The organism is Cohnella panacarvi Gsoil 349 (assembly GCF_000515335.1).
In the GTDB taxonomy this organism is placed as follows: Bacteria; Bacillota; Bacilli; order Paenibacillales; family Paenibacillaceae; genus Cohnella; species Cohnella panacarvi.
In genome coordinates, this window is the sequence record NZ_KI911563.1 from 3,911,296 (window position 1) to 3,929,706 (window position 18,411).

The following is an 18,411-nucleotide window of genomic DNA, read 5'->3' on the forward strand; positions in this document are numbered from 1 at the left end:
GATCAGAAAGCCCCGCGATTTGCGCGAAGGCGGCCTTCGGCGTACAATTTTCATATATTCGCAGAGTCGAGATTTTGGTAAAATCGGGTAAAGGATTCCGAAGGCAAATACGGGAAGCGGGCGATGAGGATGAATACGGCGGCGTTAGTTCGGCAGATCAAAGCGGGGGATCCCGATTCCACCGCGTTCACGGAGTTGATGAACCAGTATTATAACAGTCTGTTCTCGCTTGCTCATCGGCTCCTGAAGAACCGGCAGGAATGCGAGGACATGATTCAAGAGACGTTCATCCGCGTGCTGCTGCATATCGACAAATACGACGAAAGCAAGAAATTCACGACATGGATTCATCAGATTACGAAAAATCTATGTCTCGATCTCATTAGAAGGAAGAAAGCTCGCCCTCAGCAACTGGCGGCGCGGGATCACGAGTTCGTCCGCCCTCAGGCGGCGGGCCGAAGCCCGGAAGAGGAGTGCTTGGAGCGGGAGCAGGCGGAGGAGTTCAGAAGCTTGCTCGCCACCCTTCGGGCCAAAGACCGGGAAATTCTGTACAACCGTTATATGGAAGACTTGTCGCTTACGGAGATCAGCCAGCTGACGAAGCTGCCCGAAGGCACGATCAAGTCCAGGCTGTCCCGCGCGAGGCAGCAGTTGAAGAAGAAGTGGGTCGTTGCCCTATTGACCGCGCCGGGCATGCTGCTTGTCTAACGACAACGAACAACAAATAACCGAAAACCCCGTCTCGGAATGATCCGGCGGGGTTTTGACGACATCGCTACCCAGCGGCTATAATGAATAATTAACAGATAATTCTGCATTTGGCACAGTACCTCGGTTGCATAACTTAAGGGAGATGACGCGGATGTACGAATACAACGGCAAGGAGACTATTATCGTATTTACGGGGCCGGACGGGTCGGGACGCAAATCCGTCGCGGAGGCGGTCGGGCAGACGTTCGGAATCGCCAAGGTCGTATCCTATGTTACGCGTCCGCCGAGGCCAGGCGAAGTGAACGGGCAAGACTATCATTTTATCGATCATAAGATATACGATGAGATGGAACAGCAGGGCGAGTTTCTCGAAAGCGTATCGATCGACGGCCATCATTACGGCATTCGCGGGCTCGACGTCGAGGAGCATCTGGATTCCCGCGGTTGCGTCTATTTGATCTTGAATCGCGAAGGCGCGGACATTCTCAAGAAAGTATACGGGGACAAGGTCGTCCGGTTGTTCGTGTACGCCGACCGCCGAACCGTCGAGGAGCGCCAGCAGAGGCTTGGGCTGGATCCGGCAACGATCGCCGCGCACCTTAGCCATTACGATAGCGAGTTGGCGTATCGGACTTCCTGCGAGCATGCTTTCGAGAATTACGATCTCGGTCAGACGACGTATGAGATTACGAACGTGCTGGAAACCTATTTGCAAAGAAACTTAGTGGATAAGGATTAAATTCCGGCCAGGGTTGAACATGGCGATGAAACCGTCAGTTTCGGATACGATCGTATTCGGAAACGGCGGTTTTTTCGTATTTATCGGGTTGTGTTTGTTAGTTATATGATATAATTTTAGGATAACAAAAATACTAACGTGAGACGATGGAGGATTACCGCGTGAACGAATGGACAGAGCAGCTTGGCAATTGGCAATTCAGAGCTTCGGATGAACAAACCTGGCTTCCTGCGCGCGTACCGGGGTGCGTACATACGGATTTGCTGAAGAACGGCCGAATCGAGGCGCCGTTCGTCGGCACGAACGAGAAGGCGCTGCAGTGGATCGACAAGCAAATCTGGGAATACCGCACGACCTTCGACGTTCCGGCCGAGCGGCTGGCCACGAACAAGCTGGAGCTCGTCTGCGAAGGCTTGGATACTTACGCTGACGTCTACGTGAACGATCAGCTCGTCCTGTCCGCGGGCAATATGTTCCGCACCTGGGTTGCGGACGTGAAGTCCTGCGTGCAAGCGGAAGGCAACCGGCTGCGCATCGTATTCCGTTCGCCGATCGAAGAAGGCTTGCGCAAACTGGAGGCGAACGGCCTCGGTTACCCCGCGCCCAACGACGATTCCGCGATCGGAGGGCTAGGCGACAAGAAGGTCAGCATGTTCTCCCGCAAAGCGCCGTACCATTACGGCTGGGACTGGGGGCCGCGCTTCGTCACGAGCGGGATTTGGCGCAGTATCTATCTTCGCGGCTGGAGCGGCTTGCGTCCGAGCGACGTATTCATCCGTCAGAACGAAGTTTCGGCTGCGGTTGCGAAGCTGACGGCCGTCGTCGAGATCGAATCGGAGCGGGATCGCGAGATTACGCTGAACGTCGGCACGGATGGCGTGGAATGGAGCGGCAGCTTCCGCTTGCAATCGGGCGTGCAGACGGTCGAGCTTCCGCTTACGATCGAATCTCCGAAGCTATGGTGGTCTCGCGGTTTGGGCGATCAGCCGATGTATACGTTCACGGTCGAGATCGTTGAAGGGGGGGATGAGCTGGCGAGACGCAGCGTGCGTACTGGACTACGCTCGGTGAAACTCGTGCGCAAACCCGATGCGAAGGGATCTTCGTTCTATTTCGAAGTGAACGGAATCCCGGTATTCGCCAAAGGAGCTAACCATATCCCGAACGACAGCTTCACGAACGAGATTACCGCCGAGCGGTACCGTCATGAAATCGCGAGCGCGGCGGAGTCGAACTACAACATGATCCGCGTGTGGGGCGGAGGCATCTACGAGCAGGATACGTTCTACGAGCTGTGCGACGAGTACGGCATTCTCGTCTGGCAAGACTTCATGTTCGCCTGCAGCATGTATCCGGGCGATCAAGCGTTCCTCGACAACGTGCGCGAAGAGGCGAAGGACAACGTCCGCCGACTGCGCAACCATCCGTGCATCGCGCTCTGGTGCGGCAACAACGAGATCGATGTCGCATGGTCTCAGTTCAACGAAGAAGGCGGTTGGGGCTGGAAGAAGCTCTACACGATGGAGCAGCGCGAGAAGATTTGGGCGGATTACGAAGCGCTGTTCCACCGGATTCTGCCTGACGTCGTAGAGGCGATGGCGCCGGATATCGCATACTGGCCTTCCTCGCCGATGCAGGGCGTTACGAACGACGCGTCGCAGCATGCGGGCTCCGATACGCCAAGCGGGGACATTCACTTCTGGGCGGTATGGCACGCGCAGGAGCCGTTCGAGAACTATAAGACGAACATCGGCCGGTTCATGAGCGAGTACGGCTTCCAGTCGTTCCCCGAGCTGAAGACGGTGCGATCGTTCGCCGGTGAGGCCGACATGGCGCTCGATTCCGAGGTCATGCTCCATCACCAGAAGAACGGACGGGGCAACTTCCTGATCAAGGACTACTCCGACCGGTACATGAAGGACGCCAGAGACTTTGCCTCGTTCCTGTACATGAGCTCCGTGCTTCAAGCCGAAGGCATGAAGACGGCGATCGAAGCGCATCGCCGCGCGATGGATTATTGCATGGGGACGCTCTATTGGCAGATCAACGATTGCTGGCCGGTCGCCTCATGGTCGAGCATGGACTATTACGGCCGTTGGAAAGCGACGCAATATTACGCCAAGCGCAGCTACCGCGAGGTGATCGTCTCGATCGACCAAGAGGAGGATCGGCTGTCGTTCCACGTCGTGTCGGATCGGCTCGATGCCGTGGCAGGAACGCTCGCTTGGACAATGGTTGATTTCTCGGGCAAGGTGCTGAAATCGGGCTCTACGCCTGCACGCGTTGCCGCGAACTCCGCGGCAGTCGCGCTTGAACTCTCGGTTAGCGAGCTGCTGGAGGGTTGCGAACCTAACCGTTCGGTTATCGTTGCGGAGCTGGTCAGCGGGGGAGAGGTCGTGGAGACGAAGGAGCATTATTTCGCTTATTCGAAGTTTCTCGAGTTGTCGGACCCGGCGATTGCCGTACGCGAAGTCGAAGGCGGCAACGGCACGGAGTTCGAGCTGTCGGCGAAAAGTCTGGCGAAGCAAGTATGGCTGCAATCCGACGAAGAGGGCATCTTCACGGACAACTTCTTCGACCTTGTGCCCGGACAGCCGCGCACGGTCCAGTTTCTGAAACGAGGCGAGGGCGGCCGAGCGTTCGCTCCGGCATCTCCGGGGGAGCTCGTCGTCGCCTCGATGATCGATTACGCAAGATGAGTATTGCCAGATTTTATGCGATGTGGTAAGGTATCGGTACATTGCAATAGCAAGCGGAAGCACCGCAAATTCCGACGGTTCGTCGTCGGGGTTTGCGGTTTTTTTGCGTCTATCGCGAGGGAGGGGTTTCATTGGGGACTAAAATGGTCGTTATCGCGGCAAGGGAGATGGAGTACGCGGCTAAGCTCGCCGAATTCGTCAGGGAGCAGGAGCCGGGCTGGGAAGTCGCGGCGTTCACGTTCGCCGGCGCTCTGAGGATGGAACTGCTCGAAGGGAACAGGAGTATTGATCTGTTGGTCGCCGAACCGTCGATGATGCGGGAGGCGGGCGCGTCCTGCGAGCGGGCGCGGAAGACGTTGGCGCTTGTCGAGAGCGCGGGGGCTTGCGGCCATGACGGCTGGACGGAGGTTAACCAGTATCAGTCGTTGCCGATGCTGCTGGCCGCGATAAGGAGAACGGCAGCGAACCAGCCGGGCGAGACGGGGGAAGGATGCCGGATCGTGACGGTTTTCTCCGCCTCCGGGGGGACGGGCAAGACGACGCTGGCGCTCAATCTGCTTCGCCAAGCGGGAGAGCGCGGGTTGCGAACGTTCTATCTCAATCTCGAGGCGCTTAACGCGACATCGGTCTTGTTCGGTCATGGCGAACCGGACAGCTTGTCCAGGCTGCTCTACGGGTTACGGGCGCATCCGGAGCAGTGGGAGTCTTCGTTCAATCGGCTGTGCCGGCATCAGCCTTACCTAAGAACCGATTACATCGATGCGCCGGATCACCCTGGTGAACGCTTGGCGATGACTTCCGACGTCCTCTCCGAGTTGATAGACCGTATACGTTCTTCGGGGCGCTACGATCTAATCGTCGTTGATCCCGATCAAGGAGCGGGCGACTGGCATCGCGGATTGTTGCTGCTCAGCGACCGTGTCGTCTGGCTCGCGATCGACGATGTGCAAGGGCTGAAGAAGGCGGACAGACTGTTCCGGTATTGGGAGGAGCAGTCGGACTCGGAGGCGCTTGCGGACAAGCTGCTGTTCGTCATGAATAAGGCGCAGGGTCAACGGCCGCTTAACCGTTGGAGCTTGCCGGGAGACGGACCGGGGATGAGCCTGCCGTACGTTCCGCAATGGAAGACGGTCGAACAGCCGGGGCGGCTGCTTGGCGCGCCTTCGTTCTGCGGCGCGGTCGACGAGCTGCTGGAGTTGCTCGAACTTCGCGAGCGATCGCCGTCCGCCAGGAGGCGGAAGGAGGTAGAGTCCCATGGATCGTTCCGGGCTCACGTCCGAGGAGCTGGCTGAGCTGAAGGAAGCGGTCCGTTCGCTGCTTTCTTGGGAGCGAGAAGTGACGGACGACGAGCTTCGCCTGATGATCGAGGAAGAACTGTTCCGCCGCGAGAGAACGCGCCGGATGACGGCTGTGCAGCGGAGTGCGGCCGTAAGCAGGCTGTTTCACGCCTTTCGCGGCCTGGACGCGCTCCAGCCGCTGCTCGACGACGAAGAAATATCGGAGATTATGATCAATGCTCATGACGAGATCTACATCGAACGCAAGGGCGGGCTGCGCCGGGTTCAGATCGGATTCGAAAGCGCGGAGCGCTTGGAGGATTTGATCCATAGCATCGTCGGCAAGGTGAACCGGATGGTGAACGAAGCTTCTCCGATCGTGGATGCCCGGCTGCCCGACGGCTCGCGGGTTCACGTCGTATTGCCGCCCGTCGCGCTGAAGGGACCGACGGTTACGATTCGCCGATTCCCTCGCAACCCGTTAGGAATTCGGGAGCTGGTCGCGGGCGGAGCGTTGACCGAGGAAGCCGCGGAGTTTCTGCGTCGCATGGTTCAAGCGAGGTACAACCTGTTCATAAGCGGAGGGACGGGATCGGGCAAGACGACGCTCCTGAACGCTCTGTCGCAATGGATCGGGTCCGGCGAGAGGATCATTACGATCGAAGACTCCGCAGAGCTGCAAATTCGCGGCGTCGATAACTTGGTATCGCTCGAGACTCGCAATCCCAATAGCGAGGGCAAGGGGACGATCGGCATTCGCGAGCTTATCCGCGCCTCCCTGCGAATGCGCCCGAATCGGATTATCGTCGGCGAAGTCCGGGGGGCGGAGGCGCTCGATATGCTGCAGGCGATGAATACCGGTCACGAGGGAAGCTTATCGACCGGGCACGCGAATAGCGCCAGGGATATGATATCGCGCTTGGAGACGATGGTGCTGAGCGGGGCGGAGCTGCCGATGGCGGTCATTCGGCAACAGATCGCGTCCGCGCTCGATATCGTCGTCCAGCTTAGCCGATATCGCGATGCTTCCCGCCGCGTGGCGGAAATCTGCGAAGTCGTCGGCGTAAGCAACGGGGAAGTGGAGCTTCGTACGCTTTACCGGTTCGAGGAAGACGGCGAAGAGAACGGACGCATTGTCGGGAGCTTGCGCCGCATCGCGGAATTAAATAACTCGGACAAGCTGCGGCAGGCCGGGTTCGCAAGGGAGGCGGCGGATTAATGACCGAATACGGCCATTACGAGCTAAGCAGGTTGGAACGAATGGCGGCGATCTCGATCGGAGCCGGCGCGTGCGCCTTGCTCGTCGGGCTTATGTACGGAACGTGGACCCTGGCATGTGCTGCGGCGCCTCTTGGTTTGCTGTATCCGAAACACTATGCGCAAGCGTTATGCAAGAGGCGCAAGAACAAGCTTCGGCAGCATTTCAAGGAAGCGCTGCATGCTTTGTCCTCTCTGCTGTCCGCGGGGAGGTCGGTGGAGAATGCTTTTCTCTCTCTGGAGGCCGATCTGGCCCTATTGCTGGGAGGAACGAAGTCCGACCTGATGAAGGAGTTGGGCGTTATCGCCAATCGGCTGCGCAACGGCGATCCGCTGGACGTTCCGCTGCAGGATTTCGCGAGAAGGTCGGACCTGGCCGAGGTGAAGAGCTTTGCCGACGTGATCACCATCTGCAAGAAGGCGGGCGGGGACATGGTGGAAGTCGTTCGCAACACGTCGCAATTCATCGGCGAGAAGCTGGATATCGAGCTTGAAGTATCGGTGCTGATCGCCCAGAAGCGATTCGAGTCGCGAATCATGATGGTCATGCCCTATCTGTTCGTGGGCATGCTCGGCTTAGTAGCGGGAGATTATATGGAACCGATTCATCAGGGCTTCGGCTGGGCGCTGGTTACGCTCGTATTCGTCGCGCTGCTCGGTTGTTCTTGGTGGACGGCCCGGATCATGGACATTCGGCTATGATGATCGGTTGGATAGGCATTTGCTGCGTCATGCTGCTGGTTCTCTATGCCGTGCTGATAAGCAGGGTCGCCGTGGCTCGCAAAGGCCGATTGGGCGGCATCAAACCGTTGGTCGATCCGTTTATTTATGTTCTTGCGGTTCGGACGATCGCGGATCGAATAGAACCGCTGCTCATCCGGCCTAGGTATGCGCTTGCCCAGTTGAACGGCGGGACGTGCAGCCGCGATCGATTGTTGTCATTCGCAGGGGAAAGCGTCGGTCTTGGTTATGCCGCTTGGCTGGCGTTCGGATGTGTGGCATGGGTTACGGACAACGATTCGCTTGCCGTTCTCGGAATAGTCGTCTGCGTCTGCGTGCCTTTACTCCGCGCGCGAGAGCTCCGCAATCGCGTCGCGATGCGCCGGCAGCGCATCGTGATGGAATTGCCGGAGTTGCTCGGCAAGCTGCTTCTGATCGTGAACGCGGGCGACACCGTGTTGCGGGCTTTAACGAGATGCGTGGAGCAACAGCCGCCGGGGAGAAATCCGCTATACGACGAGCTAAAGTCGGCTTTGGCCGCCATGAAGCGGGGAGAGAGCATGGCTGCCGCGCTAGAGGAGATGGGGCGAAGATGCGCGGTCCCGGAAGTCAAGCTGTTCGCTTCGACGCTGCTCATCAACGCGAGAAGAGGCGGAGAAGTATTCGTTCCGGCGCTAAGAGAGCTGACGAGACAAATGTGGGAGAAGCGCAAAGCCGCGGTCCGCACGCTCGGCGAGCAGGCATCGTCCAAGCTGGTTTTTCCTCTTACTCTCGTTTTTCTATGCATCATGGTTTTGGTAGGCGCTCCGGCTTTATTGATGTTTTAAATTATTCGAACGGGAGTTGATCGTGCATGAGAGCATCTTTGGTTGCATTACGAAAGGCTGGAATCGCGCTGTGGCGCAACGAGAAAGGGATGGGGACGCTGGAGATCGTGCTGATCGTCGCCGTGCTGATCGCGGTCGTGCTTGTGTTCAAGGATCAGATCATTACGTTCTTGAACGGATTAATGGACAAGGTCACGGGCAAGTCGGATGAGCTGTTCGAATGATAGGCGGATCTCGAAGCTCGTTGCGCCAGGACAGCTCCGGAGTCTTTGCATTAGAAGCGTCGATGGTATTGCCTTGGGTGATGGTACTCTCCTGCCTGGTGCTTCTGTTCGCCTTGTATGTTTCGTTGCATTCGCAAGTTTATTTTAGCTCTTCGATTGCGGCCGAACGCGCGGCGTACGGTTGGTCGAATTCCGCCAAGGACGCAAGAACGGGGGCTTATCCTGCCGAGCGTTACGACGGGCTTTATTGGAGAATGAAGGACGATGCGTTGCTGCAAGGCTGGTTTGGCATGGCGACCGGAAATCGTCCTGTCAGCGTGCCTATCGCGCTAGCTTCGAATGCCGAAGGAGACAGCTCGGCGTCCGGCAAGCTGGCGAGAATCGGTACGACAATGCCCGGCTCCTTGTCGGGTGTTATCGAATACCGGAATATCGGAATTCAGCGAACCGTAACCGTTAAAGCCCGCTCGGGATGGCTTCCCGAAGCGCTCGTCAAGTTCAGGGGCCAGAAGCCCGCTTCGGCAGACGTGTCGGCCTTAGTCGTGGAGCCTGCGGAGCTTATCCGATCCTTCGATCTGATCCGGTATTATACGGCGAAGATGAAAGACGCGCCGCAAGGCGCGAACGTCTATCGAGAGGAAGCCGCGGGAATCTTGCGTAAACGCCAGCCATAACAGGCAGGAGGTGAAGACGTGGCACGCAGACCACTTGCGGATCGCGAGGGCGGCTCCGTATCGATCTATTTCATCGCTCTGACGGCCGCGTTCGTTCTCATTACCGCGTTGCTCATTGACTTCGCAAGAGTGGCGGCATTCCGGCGGCAGGCGGAGCTGACGGTCAAATCGGGCGCCCGGTCGGTATTGTCTTCCTTCGATCCAGAGCTCTATTCGCGATACGGATTATTCGTTAGGGGAGGCGAGCCTGCCGATCGCATCTTCGCGGATACGCTCGCCGGGAATGCGGTGCCGTCGGATTCGGAGCCATTCCCCTATCTGGATACGCGATGGGAAGGGACCGAGGTTACGGAAAGCAGGCCGATCGCCGACCACGACATCCTCCGCAGGCAAGTGCTCGAAGAGATGAAGTATAAAGCGCCGATCGATTTAACGATTGAGTTAGCGTCGCGATTGCGCGGCATGTCCGGCATGATCGAAGACACGAAGCAGACGGTCGATGTGCTCGAACGCGTGCAGGAAGCTTACGACCGCAGGGAAGAAGCCCTGGATCGGGCGCTGGAACGGCAGCGATCTTACGGGGAGATCGTTCGCGCGGCGTTCGCGGAAGAAGTTCCGAATCCGCCGCTGCGGCTTACTCCAAGCCTCGCAACCGGCAATGTCGGACATGTCGCGGACATCTCTAACCAGTATGACGATTACGTGAGCAAACGATTGGAAGACGAAGCCAGGATGCGGGCGATCTTGGCGGCGCAAGGGACTCCGATTCCGCCGGAGGCGTTTCCGCGATATATGTTCATCGTGGCGGGCTACGAATCGGGTACTTCGCGGCTAGCATCGGTGCTGTCTGCGGATGCCGAAGCTGCGAGAAAAAAGTCCGAGCGTGCCCATAACGATGCGCGCGAGGCGATCGAGGAAGCGAAGGACGCCAACGAAGAGATGCGCCTGATTGCGGCTGAAGCCGCAGCGATCGGCGCGGCTGAATCCCCGGCGTCTCCGGAGCAGGCGGAGGCGATGGCGGAGCTGCGCCGCAAAACGGCGGAAATGGTGCTCGATCCGTCGTTCTTCGCGGGCTATGAGGCGGAGATCGCGGCGCAGCGTTCGCAGGGCATTGAGGTTATCGGTCATGCATCAAGCTTTGCCTCGCAAGCTTCCTCCGTTCCCGGGTCTACCGGCAAGGGCGGCGCACTAAGAAGCGAAGCCTCGAGCTTGCAGAACGGATATGCTCGATTTGTTAAAGCCCATGGTCCAACCGGAACCGTTGCGACCGCACGGTCTGCGACGTTCCAGGCTCACCGGTCGCAAGACGAGGAACGGAAACAAGAGGAGAAGAAGGCGACAAGCGAGTGGGCCGGGGCCAAAAGACTGCTAAACCTGCTGTCGGGCCGTTCCGGCACGCCGGAAGAACGCGCGGAATTCGATCGGCTGCAAGAGCTGTACGAGCGTAACTTGCAATGGAATCGGACGGAGGCGGAGCTCGCGGACAATAAGCAAGCCGACGAACCGGGCGACGGCCGAGACGAAGCGCTGTCGTTGTCCGGCGATCTTCTTGCCGTCGTGGAGGACAGCCTGCTCGGAGTAAGGGATCAGCTCTATTACTCTGAGTACGCGATATCCCGATTGTCTCGCTATGAACCCGCTTACGCCAAGGGGTTGCTTCACGGAGGAGAGGCGCCGCTTTCGATAGGCGTTCAGCAGACGGAGTATATCCTGTACGGGTTTCATAATCCGTCGGGGAACATCGCTGCTGCGTACGGTGAAATTTTCGCGGTTAGGCTCGCGATCCGAACGATGGAAGGCTTCGTGGAATGCGGCAAGCTGGGGAATCCGTTGCTCGTTCTTGTTGCGGCGCTTGTCTACGGCATCCGGGGAGCGGTCGCGGACCTGCAGTCGCTGGTGGAGAAAGGGACGATCCAGCTGTCCAAATACGCCGACATCGCGACGACCTATGTCGATTACATGCGTTTGTTCTTGCTGCTTCATGGTGGCTCGGCCAATCAAACGGCTAGAAGCATCGCGATTATGGAGCTGGAGACGGGGGTGTCCTTCCAAGGAGCCTATACGTATGCGAGCGTGGAAGGAACCGCGTCGGTCAAGCTGTGGTTTTTCCCAGGGTTAGTGCGGATGCTTGGACGCTATGGAAGCTTAGGCGGGACGGTGAGAGAAGGACGATATGAGGCTGCCTATCAAGCGGATTATGCCTATCAGTAGACGGCGGTCGTTATCCGATCGGGGAAGCGTTACGCTAGAAACCGCCATGCTCATGCCCGTGTTTCTGCTGCTCATTTTCTTTCTTATATTCATGGTGCAGACCGCCATGATATCCATGGCTTTGCATGGCGTATTATCGCAGACGGTCCGGCAGGCCGCGGGGGCGTGGTATCCCGTTTCTCTGGCGATCGAGGAAGCGAAAGGCACTGGCGCATATGAACAAGCCGACAAGTGGAGCGACAAGCTGACGAAGGTCGGAGAAACGGTGAACAAGATCGGACCCTGGCTGCCTTCGCCTGCCAAGGAGTGGGCAGGACAAGCGGCGCGCGGCGAGTGGTCCGTCGAGCGGCAAGGCGCGAAGCTGGCGTTCGAACAATGGGTCCAACCGTATATCGACGAATCGGTATTGGACAGTTCCCGCATGCGGTTGACGATCGTAGAACTTCCGGACGATTCGGACCGAAGCAATGCCTACTTAACGCTTCATGCCGAGTATACGTTGCCGATGAGAGTGCCGTTCATCGGCACGAAGCTGGTATTAAGCCAATCCGCGAGAGAGAGGGTATGGATCGGGGGAAGCGCGACGAACGCCAGGCTGCCGGACGGGGATGCCGACAGCTTGCAGGTTACGTTCGTTTCGTTGGAACCGAATCCGGTAAGGCCCGGGCGGAAGGCGACGCTAGTCATTCGCACGAAGCCGGGAGTTTCCGTAGATCTTTCGGTCATCTACAAGAGCGGACAAAGCCAAGCGAAGCATCTCGGCACGGCGGTCGCGGGGGAGGACGGTACGGTTAGCTGGACCTGGCATGTCTCGGGAAGAACGACGCCGGGGCAATGGAGCATGAAGGTTTCAGGCGGCGGGCATGAGGGGCAGTGGGAGCATTCATTTGAAGTCGGGAGCGCATCCGCTCCGTAGGAGGGAGTTCATTGGACAAAGGAGCATTAATCGGCGTCTGTCTATTGCTGGCATCCGCCTGTTGGACCGATATGAGGACGATGCGAATACCGAACGCATTGAACGTATGGTTCGCGGCAGGCGGACTTCTCTATCAATGGTTATCTCGCGGACAAGACGGAGTAATCGCGGCTTCGATCGGCGCGGCCGCCGGGATTGTCCCTTTGTACGTGCTGTTCCTCCTTCGGGGGATGGGCGGAGGAGACGTCAAATGGTTCGGCGTTTTCGGCATATGGATGGGCGCGCTGCCTACGCTTCGGCTAATGATGTACGCCATCATCGCAGCCGGCGCGATCGCCGCTGTCCTCGTCCTGCTTCGATTGCCGGCGCTGAATAAGGTCGGGGCGCGCCTGAAGTGGCCGTGGGGCACGCATCCGGTTTCGGAAGGCAAAGGCGCGCGGTTTCCGTTCATGTTAGCCGTTGCGCCAAGCTTTATAATGCTGTTGGGACAAGGGTAGGGAGGGGATGAGAATGGAGAAATTGAGGGTCGGATTCGAGCAGCGCAGAGGTTTATTCATGACCATCGGCAGCGACAACGGATTTACCCGGGATTCGGTCAATTGGACGCAGCTTCGAATGCTGAGGCATTGCGAGGTGCCGGGATTGCTTCCGGTAGAGAACGAAGAGCTCGACGGCGTCATTACGTTCAGGTACGACTTGATTGGTTGCCGAATGCTGGTCGAATCGCTTCGAATCGTCAAATGGACGATGGGCGATTTCATGAACGCGTTATGCCGCCTCGCGGAAGCGCTCGAGGATTGCAGGCTGTATTTGCTGGACGCGAACCGCATCCTGCTCTCGGACGAATTCATCTTCACGGCAGGAGACGGCCGAGATCTACGATTTACGTACTTGCCGATTGCCGCCGGGATGGAGAACGCGGATCGCTTGGAGCGGCTCGTCGTGCGCTGGATGACGCATGTGGAGAACTTGGACGGACAAGCCGTGCAGCATGTGCTGCGCATCGTTAACGCGCCGGAATTCGCCCCGAGAACGTTACGCGACTTTATACGAGAATATTTATCCTCTTCCTCGACGGACAGACATTCGGACGCTCAGCGCGAGCCTTCTTTATCCATGATGTCGGCCGAGCCTGGCGAGGATGAGATGGCGGACAAGCCGGATAGAATGAAGCCTGAAGGCGATAAGCGAATCGGGCTGCCCTGGCGGCTGCTGCAGCCGCCGTCAGGCGATCCGCATGCCTTGTCGGAGCTGTTGGGCGGAGATCGGTTTGCCGGAGAGACGGACAAACCCAGACCGGCTAAACCGGCAATGGATCCGCATAGGCGGAGAACGTTGGCGGGAGCCTCAGCCGCCGCAGCCGTAGCCGCGGCGTGGCGTTTCGGTTACATGGATCATCCGGGACAGCCCGGGTTGCTGTTAGGGCTCGGGGTTACGGTCATCGCGCTTGCCGGCGTGTTGCTGCTGTGGAATTGGGCGCCGGAGCGGGTTGCGCAATCCATCGAACAAACGGCGACGCCTGGCCGGAAAGCATATCATCAACCATCGGGCGAGGAGGAAGACGAGTTTTCGGATTCCGGAGCGCGCAGATTTCAGATTCAAGTGGCGGAGCCAAGATGGCCTGCTCCCGAGCGCCTTGCCGCAGCTCCGCAAGAGCGCGAACAACCCGCGGAGACGACCTGGCTGCCTGCCGGTCTCGGAGATCGCACGGAAATGCTCGCAATAGTTCCGCGAGAACCCCAAGCAGCCTGTTACTTGCTCTGGGAGACCAAGGGTAACGGCTGCCGTGTGCCGCTTGGCGAACAATCGGTCGTGATCGGCAGATCCTCGGAGGCGTCCGACCATGTCGACGGGACAAGCGGAATATCCCGCGCTCATGCGGAGGTTGTGCGAGTGGCCGATCAGTGGAAGGTCAAAGATTTGGGCTCGCGCAACGGCAGCAAGCTGAACGACGTGCCCATGACGCCTTACGAGCTGTATCCGCTGCAACCTGGAGACAGCTTGACGCTCGCGGCTTCCAGATATCGCTTCGTTCAGGAACACGCCTAACAAAGAAGCCCTAGCGGGTAATATCCCGCAGGGCTTCATCCAACTTCGGAAACGCGAACTCGAATCCGCGGTCTAACGCGACTCTCGGCATCGCCCGCTGTCCCGTAAGGACGAGCGTGCTCATCTCGCCAAGCGCCAGCTTCAGCAGCCAGCCCGGAACGGGGAACCAGTGAGGGCGCCGGGTGACTTGGCCGAGCGTCCGTCCGAACTCGTCGTTCGATACGGGGTCCGGCGCAACCGCATTGACGGGGCCGGATATGCTCTCGTTCTCGAGACAGAACAGGATGAGCGAGATCATGTCTTGAAGGTGAATCCAGGGCAAACCTTGCTCGCCGCTTCCGATTCTTCCGCCGCCGAAGAGACGGTAAGGCAAGCGTATGAAGCCGAACGCTCCGCCGCTGCGGGAGATCACCAGTCCGATCCGCAGCTTGACCAGTCGTCTACCCGGAATACGGTCGATCGCGTCTTCCCACGTCACGACCGTCGTTCCGAGAAAATCGGCTGGGATGGCCGGGCAGCTTTCATCGAACACCTTGTCCCCCGAGTGACCATATAGCGAGATTCCCGAAGCGTTCACGACGACCGGAGGCGGTTCGCTCATTCGGCCGATAATATCCGCGAGCCGATGCGCGGCTTCCGTTCGCGAGGATACGATGCGCGCTTTGGCTTTGGCCGTCCAACGCTGGTTGATCGATTCGCCGGTCAAGTTGACGACGCCGTCGATGGCGCCAAGCCGATCCGGATTCGTCTCCCACTCTGCCCAGGTCATATAACCGGGGTGAGGCATCGTCGTATCGAAGGGCGACTTCTTCGGTTGCCGCCTTGTAACGATCCAAACCTCGTCTCCACGGGAAAGGAGCGCTTGCGTCAAAGCGGTCCCAATGTAACCCGTACCCCCGCACACGACTACACGCATCGCGCTCCTCCTCACTTTTACTGCTTATCGATCGAATGAATCGTGTATTGCGTGACGGTTTCTCCGTTCACGTCGATCTTATTCTCGGAATAAGTGAACGTAACGAGAGTGCCCGACTCCCATTGATCGACTTTCTCCGCAATCTCAGGACCGATCTGGAACGCGACTGTTGAATCTTCTAATTTTACCTCGATAGAATGGCTGTCGATGAGCCCGACATATTCGCCTTCTCCCGGATGAGTTTCCGGAGCTGTCGAAGGCTCCGCACTCGACTCTCCGCCTGTTTCGGAGCTCGCCGTCACGGTTGGCGAAGGGGATGGCGTAACGTTGGCGTTATTGGAAGGGTTGGCATTTCCGTCGTTGTTGCTGCACGCGGCAGTGATCAGCATTAGCGCTAGAACCGCGGAGCTTAAAGCAAGCGTCGTACTTCTTTTCTTGTTCATGTTGTAAAGCACCTCCTACGAGGTTAGACGAATATCGCGCGCAAAGGTTTCGTTTTTCACGCGATCGTCTTCGATTCTCCATTAACCGAGCAAGTGCCGGTAGGCGGAATAGTCGATCTGATTTTTCTCCAGGAAATCCTTTAAGCTGCGGTGGTCGCGCTTCGGAGTCGCCAGAATGTAGCCTTCGATGCAGTGCTCGTTCGTTACGCGTTCGGCTCCGCTCTCGACGGCGAGCTGGCCGATTCTTGCGGCGATCGAGTGTTTCGCGATATCGCGGAAAGGACCGGGCACCGGGGAAACGAGCTTGTCGAGCATCGCCTTGGACTCGTCCGTCCACAGCGGACGGCTGCGTTCGACCCAATAGTTTTGCCAATCCAGCTTGGACTTGCCGTCGCGTTGCGGCATCACCTTCAGAAACTTGCGGAACATGAAGTATCCGCCGATCGTCATGAAGCCGATCAGCACGAAAGTCCAAAACCAGATGAAATAGATGAACCAAGTTGGAGATCCAGACATCATTATCACCTCATTCCGAAATTATAGCTCATTTCTAGATTTATTTCGACGTTCGCGCTACAATAAAGGGTGATTGCTTGGACAGGCCCCGCGGGCCCGCGGGGTACGGATCGGTAGACGAGAGGAGCATATTGGCGATGGTTAAGATCGGCTCGCACGTTTCTTTTTCGGACAAAGGGCTGCTGAATGCGGCGAATGAAGCGGAATCGTACGGTTCCGGAACGTTTATGATTTATACGGGCGCGCCCCAGAATACGCGGAGGAAGCCGATCGAGGACTTGTACATCCCGGAAGGCATCCAGGCGATGGCCGCCAGCGGGATAAGCGTCAAGGACATCGTCGTCCACGCGCCGTACATTATTAATCTAGGTTCCTATAAGGAAGATACGTTTAAACTCGCCGTGAGCTTCCTGCAAGAGGAAGTGCGGAGGACGCACCGGATCGGCGTGAACAATATCGTGCTGCATCCGGGGGCATATACCGAGAAAGATCCGGAATACGGCATCGCGCGCATCGCCGAAGGTTTGAACGAAGTGCTCGAAGGGACGAAGGAAACCGACGTTAACATCGCGCTCGAGACGATGGCCGGCAAAGGAACGGAAATCGGGCGCACTTTCGAGGAGCTTGCGCAAATTATCGAGAAAGTGAACGATAACAGCCGTCTGACCGTGTGTTTGGATACTTGCCACATTCACGACGCGGGCTATGACGTCGTCGGGGATGTCGACGGCGTGCTTCGTAGATTCGACGAAGTCATCGGCCTTGATCGCATCGCCGTCGTTCACGTCAACGACAGCAAAAATCCGCAAGGAGCCGCCAAAGACCGCCATGCTCCGATCGGCTCGGGCTGGATTGGCTATCAAGGGATTGCAGGCGTCGTCGGTCATGAATGGTTGAAGGACAAACCGTTTATTTTGGAAACGCCATGGATCGGCAAAACCGATGCGACCGAGCGTCCGATGTACGAAGCGGAAATCGCGATGCTGCGCGGCGAAACGTCCAAACGGTTCGGCGGCGAATTTTTGGAGGACGTCGAGCGTCTGCACTTTTATTTCGATAAAGAAGACATCCATCACCGCGATTACGTGCTGCAGACGTGGGAGTTGCTCAAATCGGACGCCAAAGCCAGGAAGGCCGATCCGCGCGAGCCGATGGAGCGTCTGTACGATATCATCGTCGAGCAGCGCCTGCTGTCCGGCGAGTTGAGCGAGGAAGCGCTCAACCAGCGGCTGCTGGGATGGCTTGCAGGGAAGGAATGGCTGAAGTCGCTGTAACTTCGGCCGATTGCAGAGAGGAAGCGAAGCAGATGAGTCAACAATCGATCTATCAACCGCAAGACGCCAAGCGGCGAGAGGACAAGAGCAACCGGGCGCGCATGCTGATTTCATGCCCGGACCGCGCGGGGATCGTTGCGGCCGTATCGCAATTTCTATACGAGCAAGGCGCGAATATCGTGCAATCCGACCAATATACGATGGATCCGGAGGGCGGCATGTTCTTCATGCGGATCGAGTTCGATCTGCAGGATCTGGAAGTGCGCTTAGCGTCGCTTCAAGAGGACTTCACCCGCGTGGCGGACCGTTTCGAGATGCGCTGGAGCATTTTCCGCGCGGCGCGCCGCAAGCGGGTAGCGATCTTCGTATCCAAGGAGGATCATGCTCTTCTCGAACTGCTATGGCAATGGCAAGCAGGCGACTTGGACGCGGAGATCAGCATGGTCGTCAGCAACCACGAGGACATGAGAGCGCTTGTCGAATCGTTCGGAATTCCGTATCACTACATACCGGTTACGCCCGATACGAAGCCGGAAGCGGAGCGCCGGCAGCGCGATCTCACGGTCGGCAAAGTCGATCTCATCGTGCTAGCTCGTTATATGCAGATCATTCCGCCGAAGTTTATCGAGCAGTTCCACAACCGCATCATCAACATCCACCATTCGTTCTTGCCAGCGTTCGTGGGCGGCAAGCCGTATCAACAAGCGTACGACCGCGGCGTTAAGCTGATCGGAGCAACGGCCCACTACGTGACCGAGGAGCTGGACGGCGGACCGATTATCGAGCAGGACATTCAACGCGTCAGCCACCGCGATAACGTCAACGAGCTGAAGCGCATCGGACGCCACATCGAGCGGATCGTGCTCGCCCGCGCGGTGAAGTGGCACATCGAAGACCGACTGCTCGTGTTCCAGAACAAGACGGTTGCCTTCGTATAGAAGGCTTCGAACTTGTACAT

Annotated in this window: 18 protein-coding genes; 15 read left to right on the forward strand and 3 right to left on the reverse strand. The window is 58.0% G+C overall.

Annotated elements, in window-relative coordinates:
* Window positions 1–123 precede the first annotated feature (123 nt).
* The 13 genes from COHPA_RS0118800 (at window position 124) to COHPA_RS0118860 (ending at window position 14,304) form a co-directional block, all read left to right on the forward strand.
* A complete protein-coding gene (locus COHPA_RS0118800; protein WP_027087690.1) occupies window positions 124–708 on the forward strand; it encodes an RNA polymerase sigma factor in 585 nt (194 codons plus the stop codon).
* 154 nt (window positions 709–862) lie between these two features.
* Complete coding sequence (locus COHPA_RS0118805) at window positions 863–1,450, forward strand: guanylate kinase (RefSeq protein ID WP_027087691.1); 588 nt, start codon at window positions 863–865, stop codon at window positions 1,448–1,450.
* Window positions 1,451–1,596: 146 nt separating this feature from the next.
* A complete protein-coding gene (locus tag COHPA_RS0118810; protein WP_051421766.1) occupies window positions 1,597–4,149 on the forward strand; it encodes a beta-mannosidase in 2,553 nt (850 codons plus the stop codon).
* Window positions 4,150–4,280: 131 nt separating this feature from the next.
* Window positions 4,281–5,441 (forward strand): CpaE/TadZ family protein, encoded by a 1,161-nt coding sequence (locus tag COHPA_RS0118815; protein ID WP_156926703.1) that lies wholly within the window; start codon window positions 4,281–4,283, stop codon window positions 5,439–5,441.
* Entirely contained in the window at window positions 5,404–6,645 is a 1,242-nt protein-coding gene (locus COHPA_RS0118820; protein WP_027087694.1) for a TadA family conjugal transfer-associated ATPase, read from the forward strand. Before COHPA_RS0118815 ends, COHPA_RS0118820 begins: the two co-directional genes overlap by 38 nt.
* Window positions 6,645–7,385 (forward strand): type II secretion system F family protein, encoded by a 741-nt coding sequence (locus COHPA_RS0118825; protein ID WP_027087695.1) that lies wholly within the window; start codon window positions 6,645–6,647, stop codon window positions 7,383–7,385. The genes COHPA_RS0118820 and COHPA_RS0118825 overlap by 1 nt, the downstream gene beginning before the upstream one ends.
* Complete coding sequence (locus COHPA_RS24610; protein WP_027087696.1) at window positions 7,382–8,230, forward strand: type II secretion system F family protein; 849 nt, start codon at window positions 7,382–7,384, stop codon at window positions 8,228–8,230. The genes COHPA_RS0118825 and COHPA_RS24610 overlap by 4 nt, the downstream gene beginning before the upstream one ends.
* Window positions 8,231–8,256: 26 nt before the next feature.
* The gene (locus COHPA_RS0118835) at window positions 8,257–8,454 is read left to right on the forward strand and encodes a Flp1 family type IVb pilin (protein WP_027087697.1); all 198 of its coding nucleotides are present in this window, start codon (window positions 8,257–8,259) and stop codon (window positions 8,452–8,454) included.
* Window positions 8,451–9,128, forward strand: a complete 678-nt coding sequence (locus COHPA_RS0118840; protein ID WP_027087698.1) for a hypothetical protein — start codon at window positions 8,451–8,453, stop codon at window positions 9,126–9,128. The genes COHPA_RS0118835 and COHPA_RS0118840 overlap by 4 nt, the downstream gene beginning before the upstream one ends.
* An 18-nt stretch (window positions 9,129–9,146) precedes the next feature.
* On the forward strand, window positions 9,147–11,339 hold the full coding sequence (locus COHPA_RS0118845) for a hypothetical protein (RefSeq protein ID WP_027087699.1): 2,193 nt from the start codon (window positions 9,147–9,149) through the stop codon (window positions 11,337–11,339).
* The gene (locus tag COHPA_RS0118850) at window positions 11,302–12,255 is read left to right on the forward strand and encodes a TadE/TadG family type IV pilus assembly protein (RefSeq protein WP_027087700.1); all 954 of its coding nucleotides are present in this window, start codon (window positions 11,302–11,304) and stop codon (window positions 12,253–12,255) included. Before COHPA_RS0118845 ends, COHPA_RS0118850 begins: the two co-directional genes overlap by 38 nt.
* 11 nt (window positions 12,256–12,266) lie before the next feature.
* The gene (locus COHPA_RS23810; RefSeq protein WP_027087701.1) at window positions 12,267–12,752 is read left to right on the forward strand and encodes an A24 family peptidase; all 486 of its coding nucleotides are present in this window, start codon (window positions 12,267–12,269) and stop codon (window positions 12,750–12,752) included.
* 13 nt (window positions 12,753–12,765) lie between these two features.
* Window positions 12,766–14,304 carry a DUF6382 and FHA domain-containing protein gene (locus COHPA_RS0118860; protein ID WP_027087702.1) on the forward strand — a complete coding sequence of 513 codons (1,539 nt, stop codon included), beginning with the start codon at window positions 12,766–12,768 and terminating at the stop codon, window positions 14,302–14,304.
* Between the two features lie 10 nt (window positions 14,305–14,314).
* Here COHPA_RS0118860 and COHPA_RS0118865 read toward each other — a convergent pair whose 3' ends face one another.
* The 3 genes from COHPA_RS0118865 to COHPA_RS0118875 form a co-directional block, all read right to left on the reverse strand.
* Window positions 14,315–15,220, reverse strand: coding sequence for a TIGR01777 family oxidoreductase (locus tag COHPA_RS0118865; protein ID WP_027087703.1), 906 nt, complete (start codon window positions 15,218–15,220; stop codon window positions 14,315–14,317).
* A gap of 17 nt (window positions 15,221–15,237) precedes the next feature.
* On the reverse strand, window positions 15,238–15,663 hold the full coding sequence (locus tag COHPA_RS0118870) for a hypothetical protein (protein ID WP_027087704.1): 426 nt from the start codon (window positions 15,661–15,663) through the stop codon (window positions 15,238–15,240).
* Between the two features lie 81 nt (window positions 15,664–15,744).
* The gene (locus tag COHPA_RS0118875; RefSeq protein WP_027087705.1) at window positions 15,745–16,179 is read right to left on the reverse strand and encodes a DUF2621 domain-containing protein; all 435 of its coding nucleotides are present in this window, start codon (window positions 16,177–16,179) and stop codon (window positions 15,745–15,747) included.
* 137 nt (window positions 16,180–16,316) lie between these two features.
* Here COHPA_RS0118875 and COHPA_RS0118880 point away from each other — a divergent pair, with 137 nt between their 5' ends.
* Together COHPA_RS0118880 and purU are read left to right on the forward strand one after the other, a co-directional pair.
* On the forward strand, window positions 16,317–17,453 hold the full coding sequence (locus COHPA_RS0118880) for a deoxyribonuclease IV (protein ID WP_027087706.1): 1,137 nt from the start codon (window positions 16,317–16,319) through the stop codon (window positions 17,451–17,453).
* Between the two features lie 32 nt (window positions 17,454–17,485).
* Window positions 17,486–18,391: a formyltetrahydrofolate deformylase gene (purU, locus tag COHPA_RS0118885; protein WP_027087707.1), complete on the forward strand. Its 906-nt coding sequence runs from the start codon at window positions 17,486–17,488 to the stop codon at window positions 18,389–18,391.
* The last annotated feature ends 20 nt before the right edge of the window (window positions 18,392–18,411 follow it).

What these genes read in the sequence shown, in the direction of transcription:
- purU (WP_027087707.1), top strand. Translation starts at nt 17,486, where the DNA reads ATGAGTCAACAATCGATCTATCAACCGCAAGACGCCAAGCGGCGAGAG.
- COHPA_RS0118835 (WP_027087697.1), top strand. Translation starts at nt 8,257, where the DNA reads ATGAGAGCATCTTTGGTTGCATTACGAAAGGCTGGAATCGCGCTGTGG.
- COHPA_RS0118865 (WP_027087703.1), bottom strand. Translation starts at nt 15,220, where the DNA reads ATGCGTGTAGTCGTGTGCGGGGGTACGGGTTACATTGGGACCGCTTTG.
- COHPA_RS0118875 (WP_027087705.1), bottom strand. Translation starts at nt 16,179, where the DNA reads ATGTCTGGATCTCCAACTTGGTTCATCTATTTCATCTGGTTTTGGACT.
- COHPA_RS0118825 (WP_027087695.1), top strand. Translation starts at nt 6,645, where the DNA reads ATGACCGAATACGGCCATTACGAGCTAAGCAGGTTGGAACGAATGGCG.
- COHPA_RS0118800 (WP_027087690.1), top strand. Translation starts at nt 124, where the DNA reads ATGAGGATGAATACGGCGGCGTTAGTTCGGCAGATCAAAGCGGGGGAT.
- COHPA_RS0118840 (WP_027087698.1), top strand. Translation starts at nt 8,451, where the DNA reads ATGATAGGCGGATCTCGAAGCTCGTTGCGCCAGGACAGCTCCGGAGTC.
- COHPA_RS0118880 (WP_027087706.1), top strand. Translation starts at nt 16,317, where the DNA reads ATGGTTAAGATCGGCTCGCACGTTTCTTTTTCGGACAAAGGGCTGCTG.
- COHPA_RS0118810 (WP_051421766.1), top strand. Translation starts at nt 1,597, where the DNA reads ATGGAGGATTACCGCGTGAACGAATGGACAGAGCAGCTTGGCAATTGG.
- COHPA_RS0118870 (WP_027087704.1), bottom strand. Translation starts at nt 15,663, where the DNA reads ATGAACAAGAAAAGAAGTACGACGCTTGCTTTAAGCTCCGCGGTTCTA.
- COHPA_RS0118820 (WP_027087694.1), top strand. Translation starts at nt 5,404, where the DNA reads ATGGATCGTTCCGGGCTCACGTCCGAGGAGCTGGCTGAGCTGAAGGAA.
- COHPA_RS0118860 (WP_027087702.1), top strand. Translation starts at nt 12,766, where the DNA reads ATGGAGAAATTGAGGGTCGGATTCGAGCAGCGCAGAGGTTTATTCATG.
- COHPA_RS0118850 (WP_027087700.1), top strand. Translation starts at nt 11,302, where the DNA reads ATGAGGCTGCCTATCAAGCGGATTATGCCTATCAGTAGACGGCGGTCG.
- COHPA_RS0118805 (WP_027087691.1), top strand. Translation starts at nt 863, where the DNA reads ATGTACGAATACAACGGCAAGGAGACTATTATCGTATTTACGGGGCCG.
- COHPA_RS24610 (WP_027087696.1), top strand. Translation starts at nt 7,382, where the DNA reads ATGATGATCGGTTGGATAGGCATTTGCTGCGTCATGCTGCTGGTTCTC.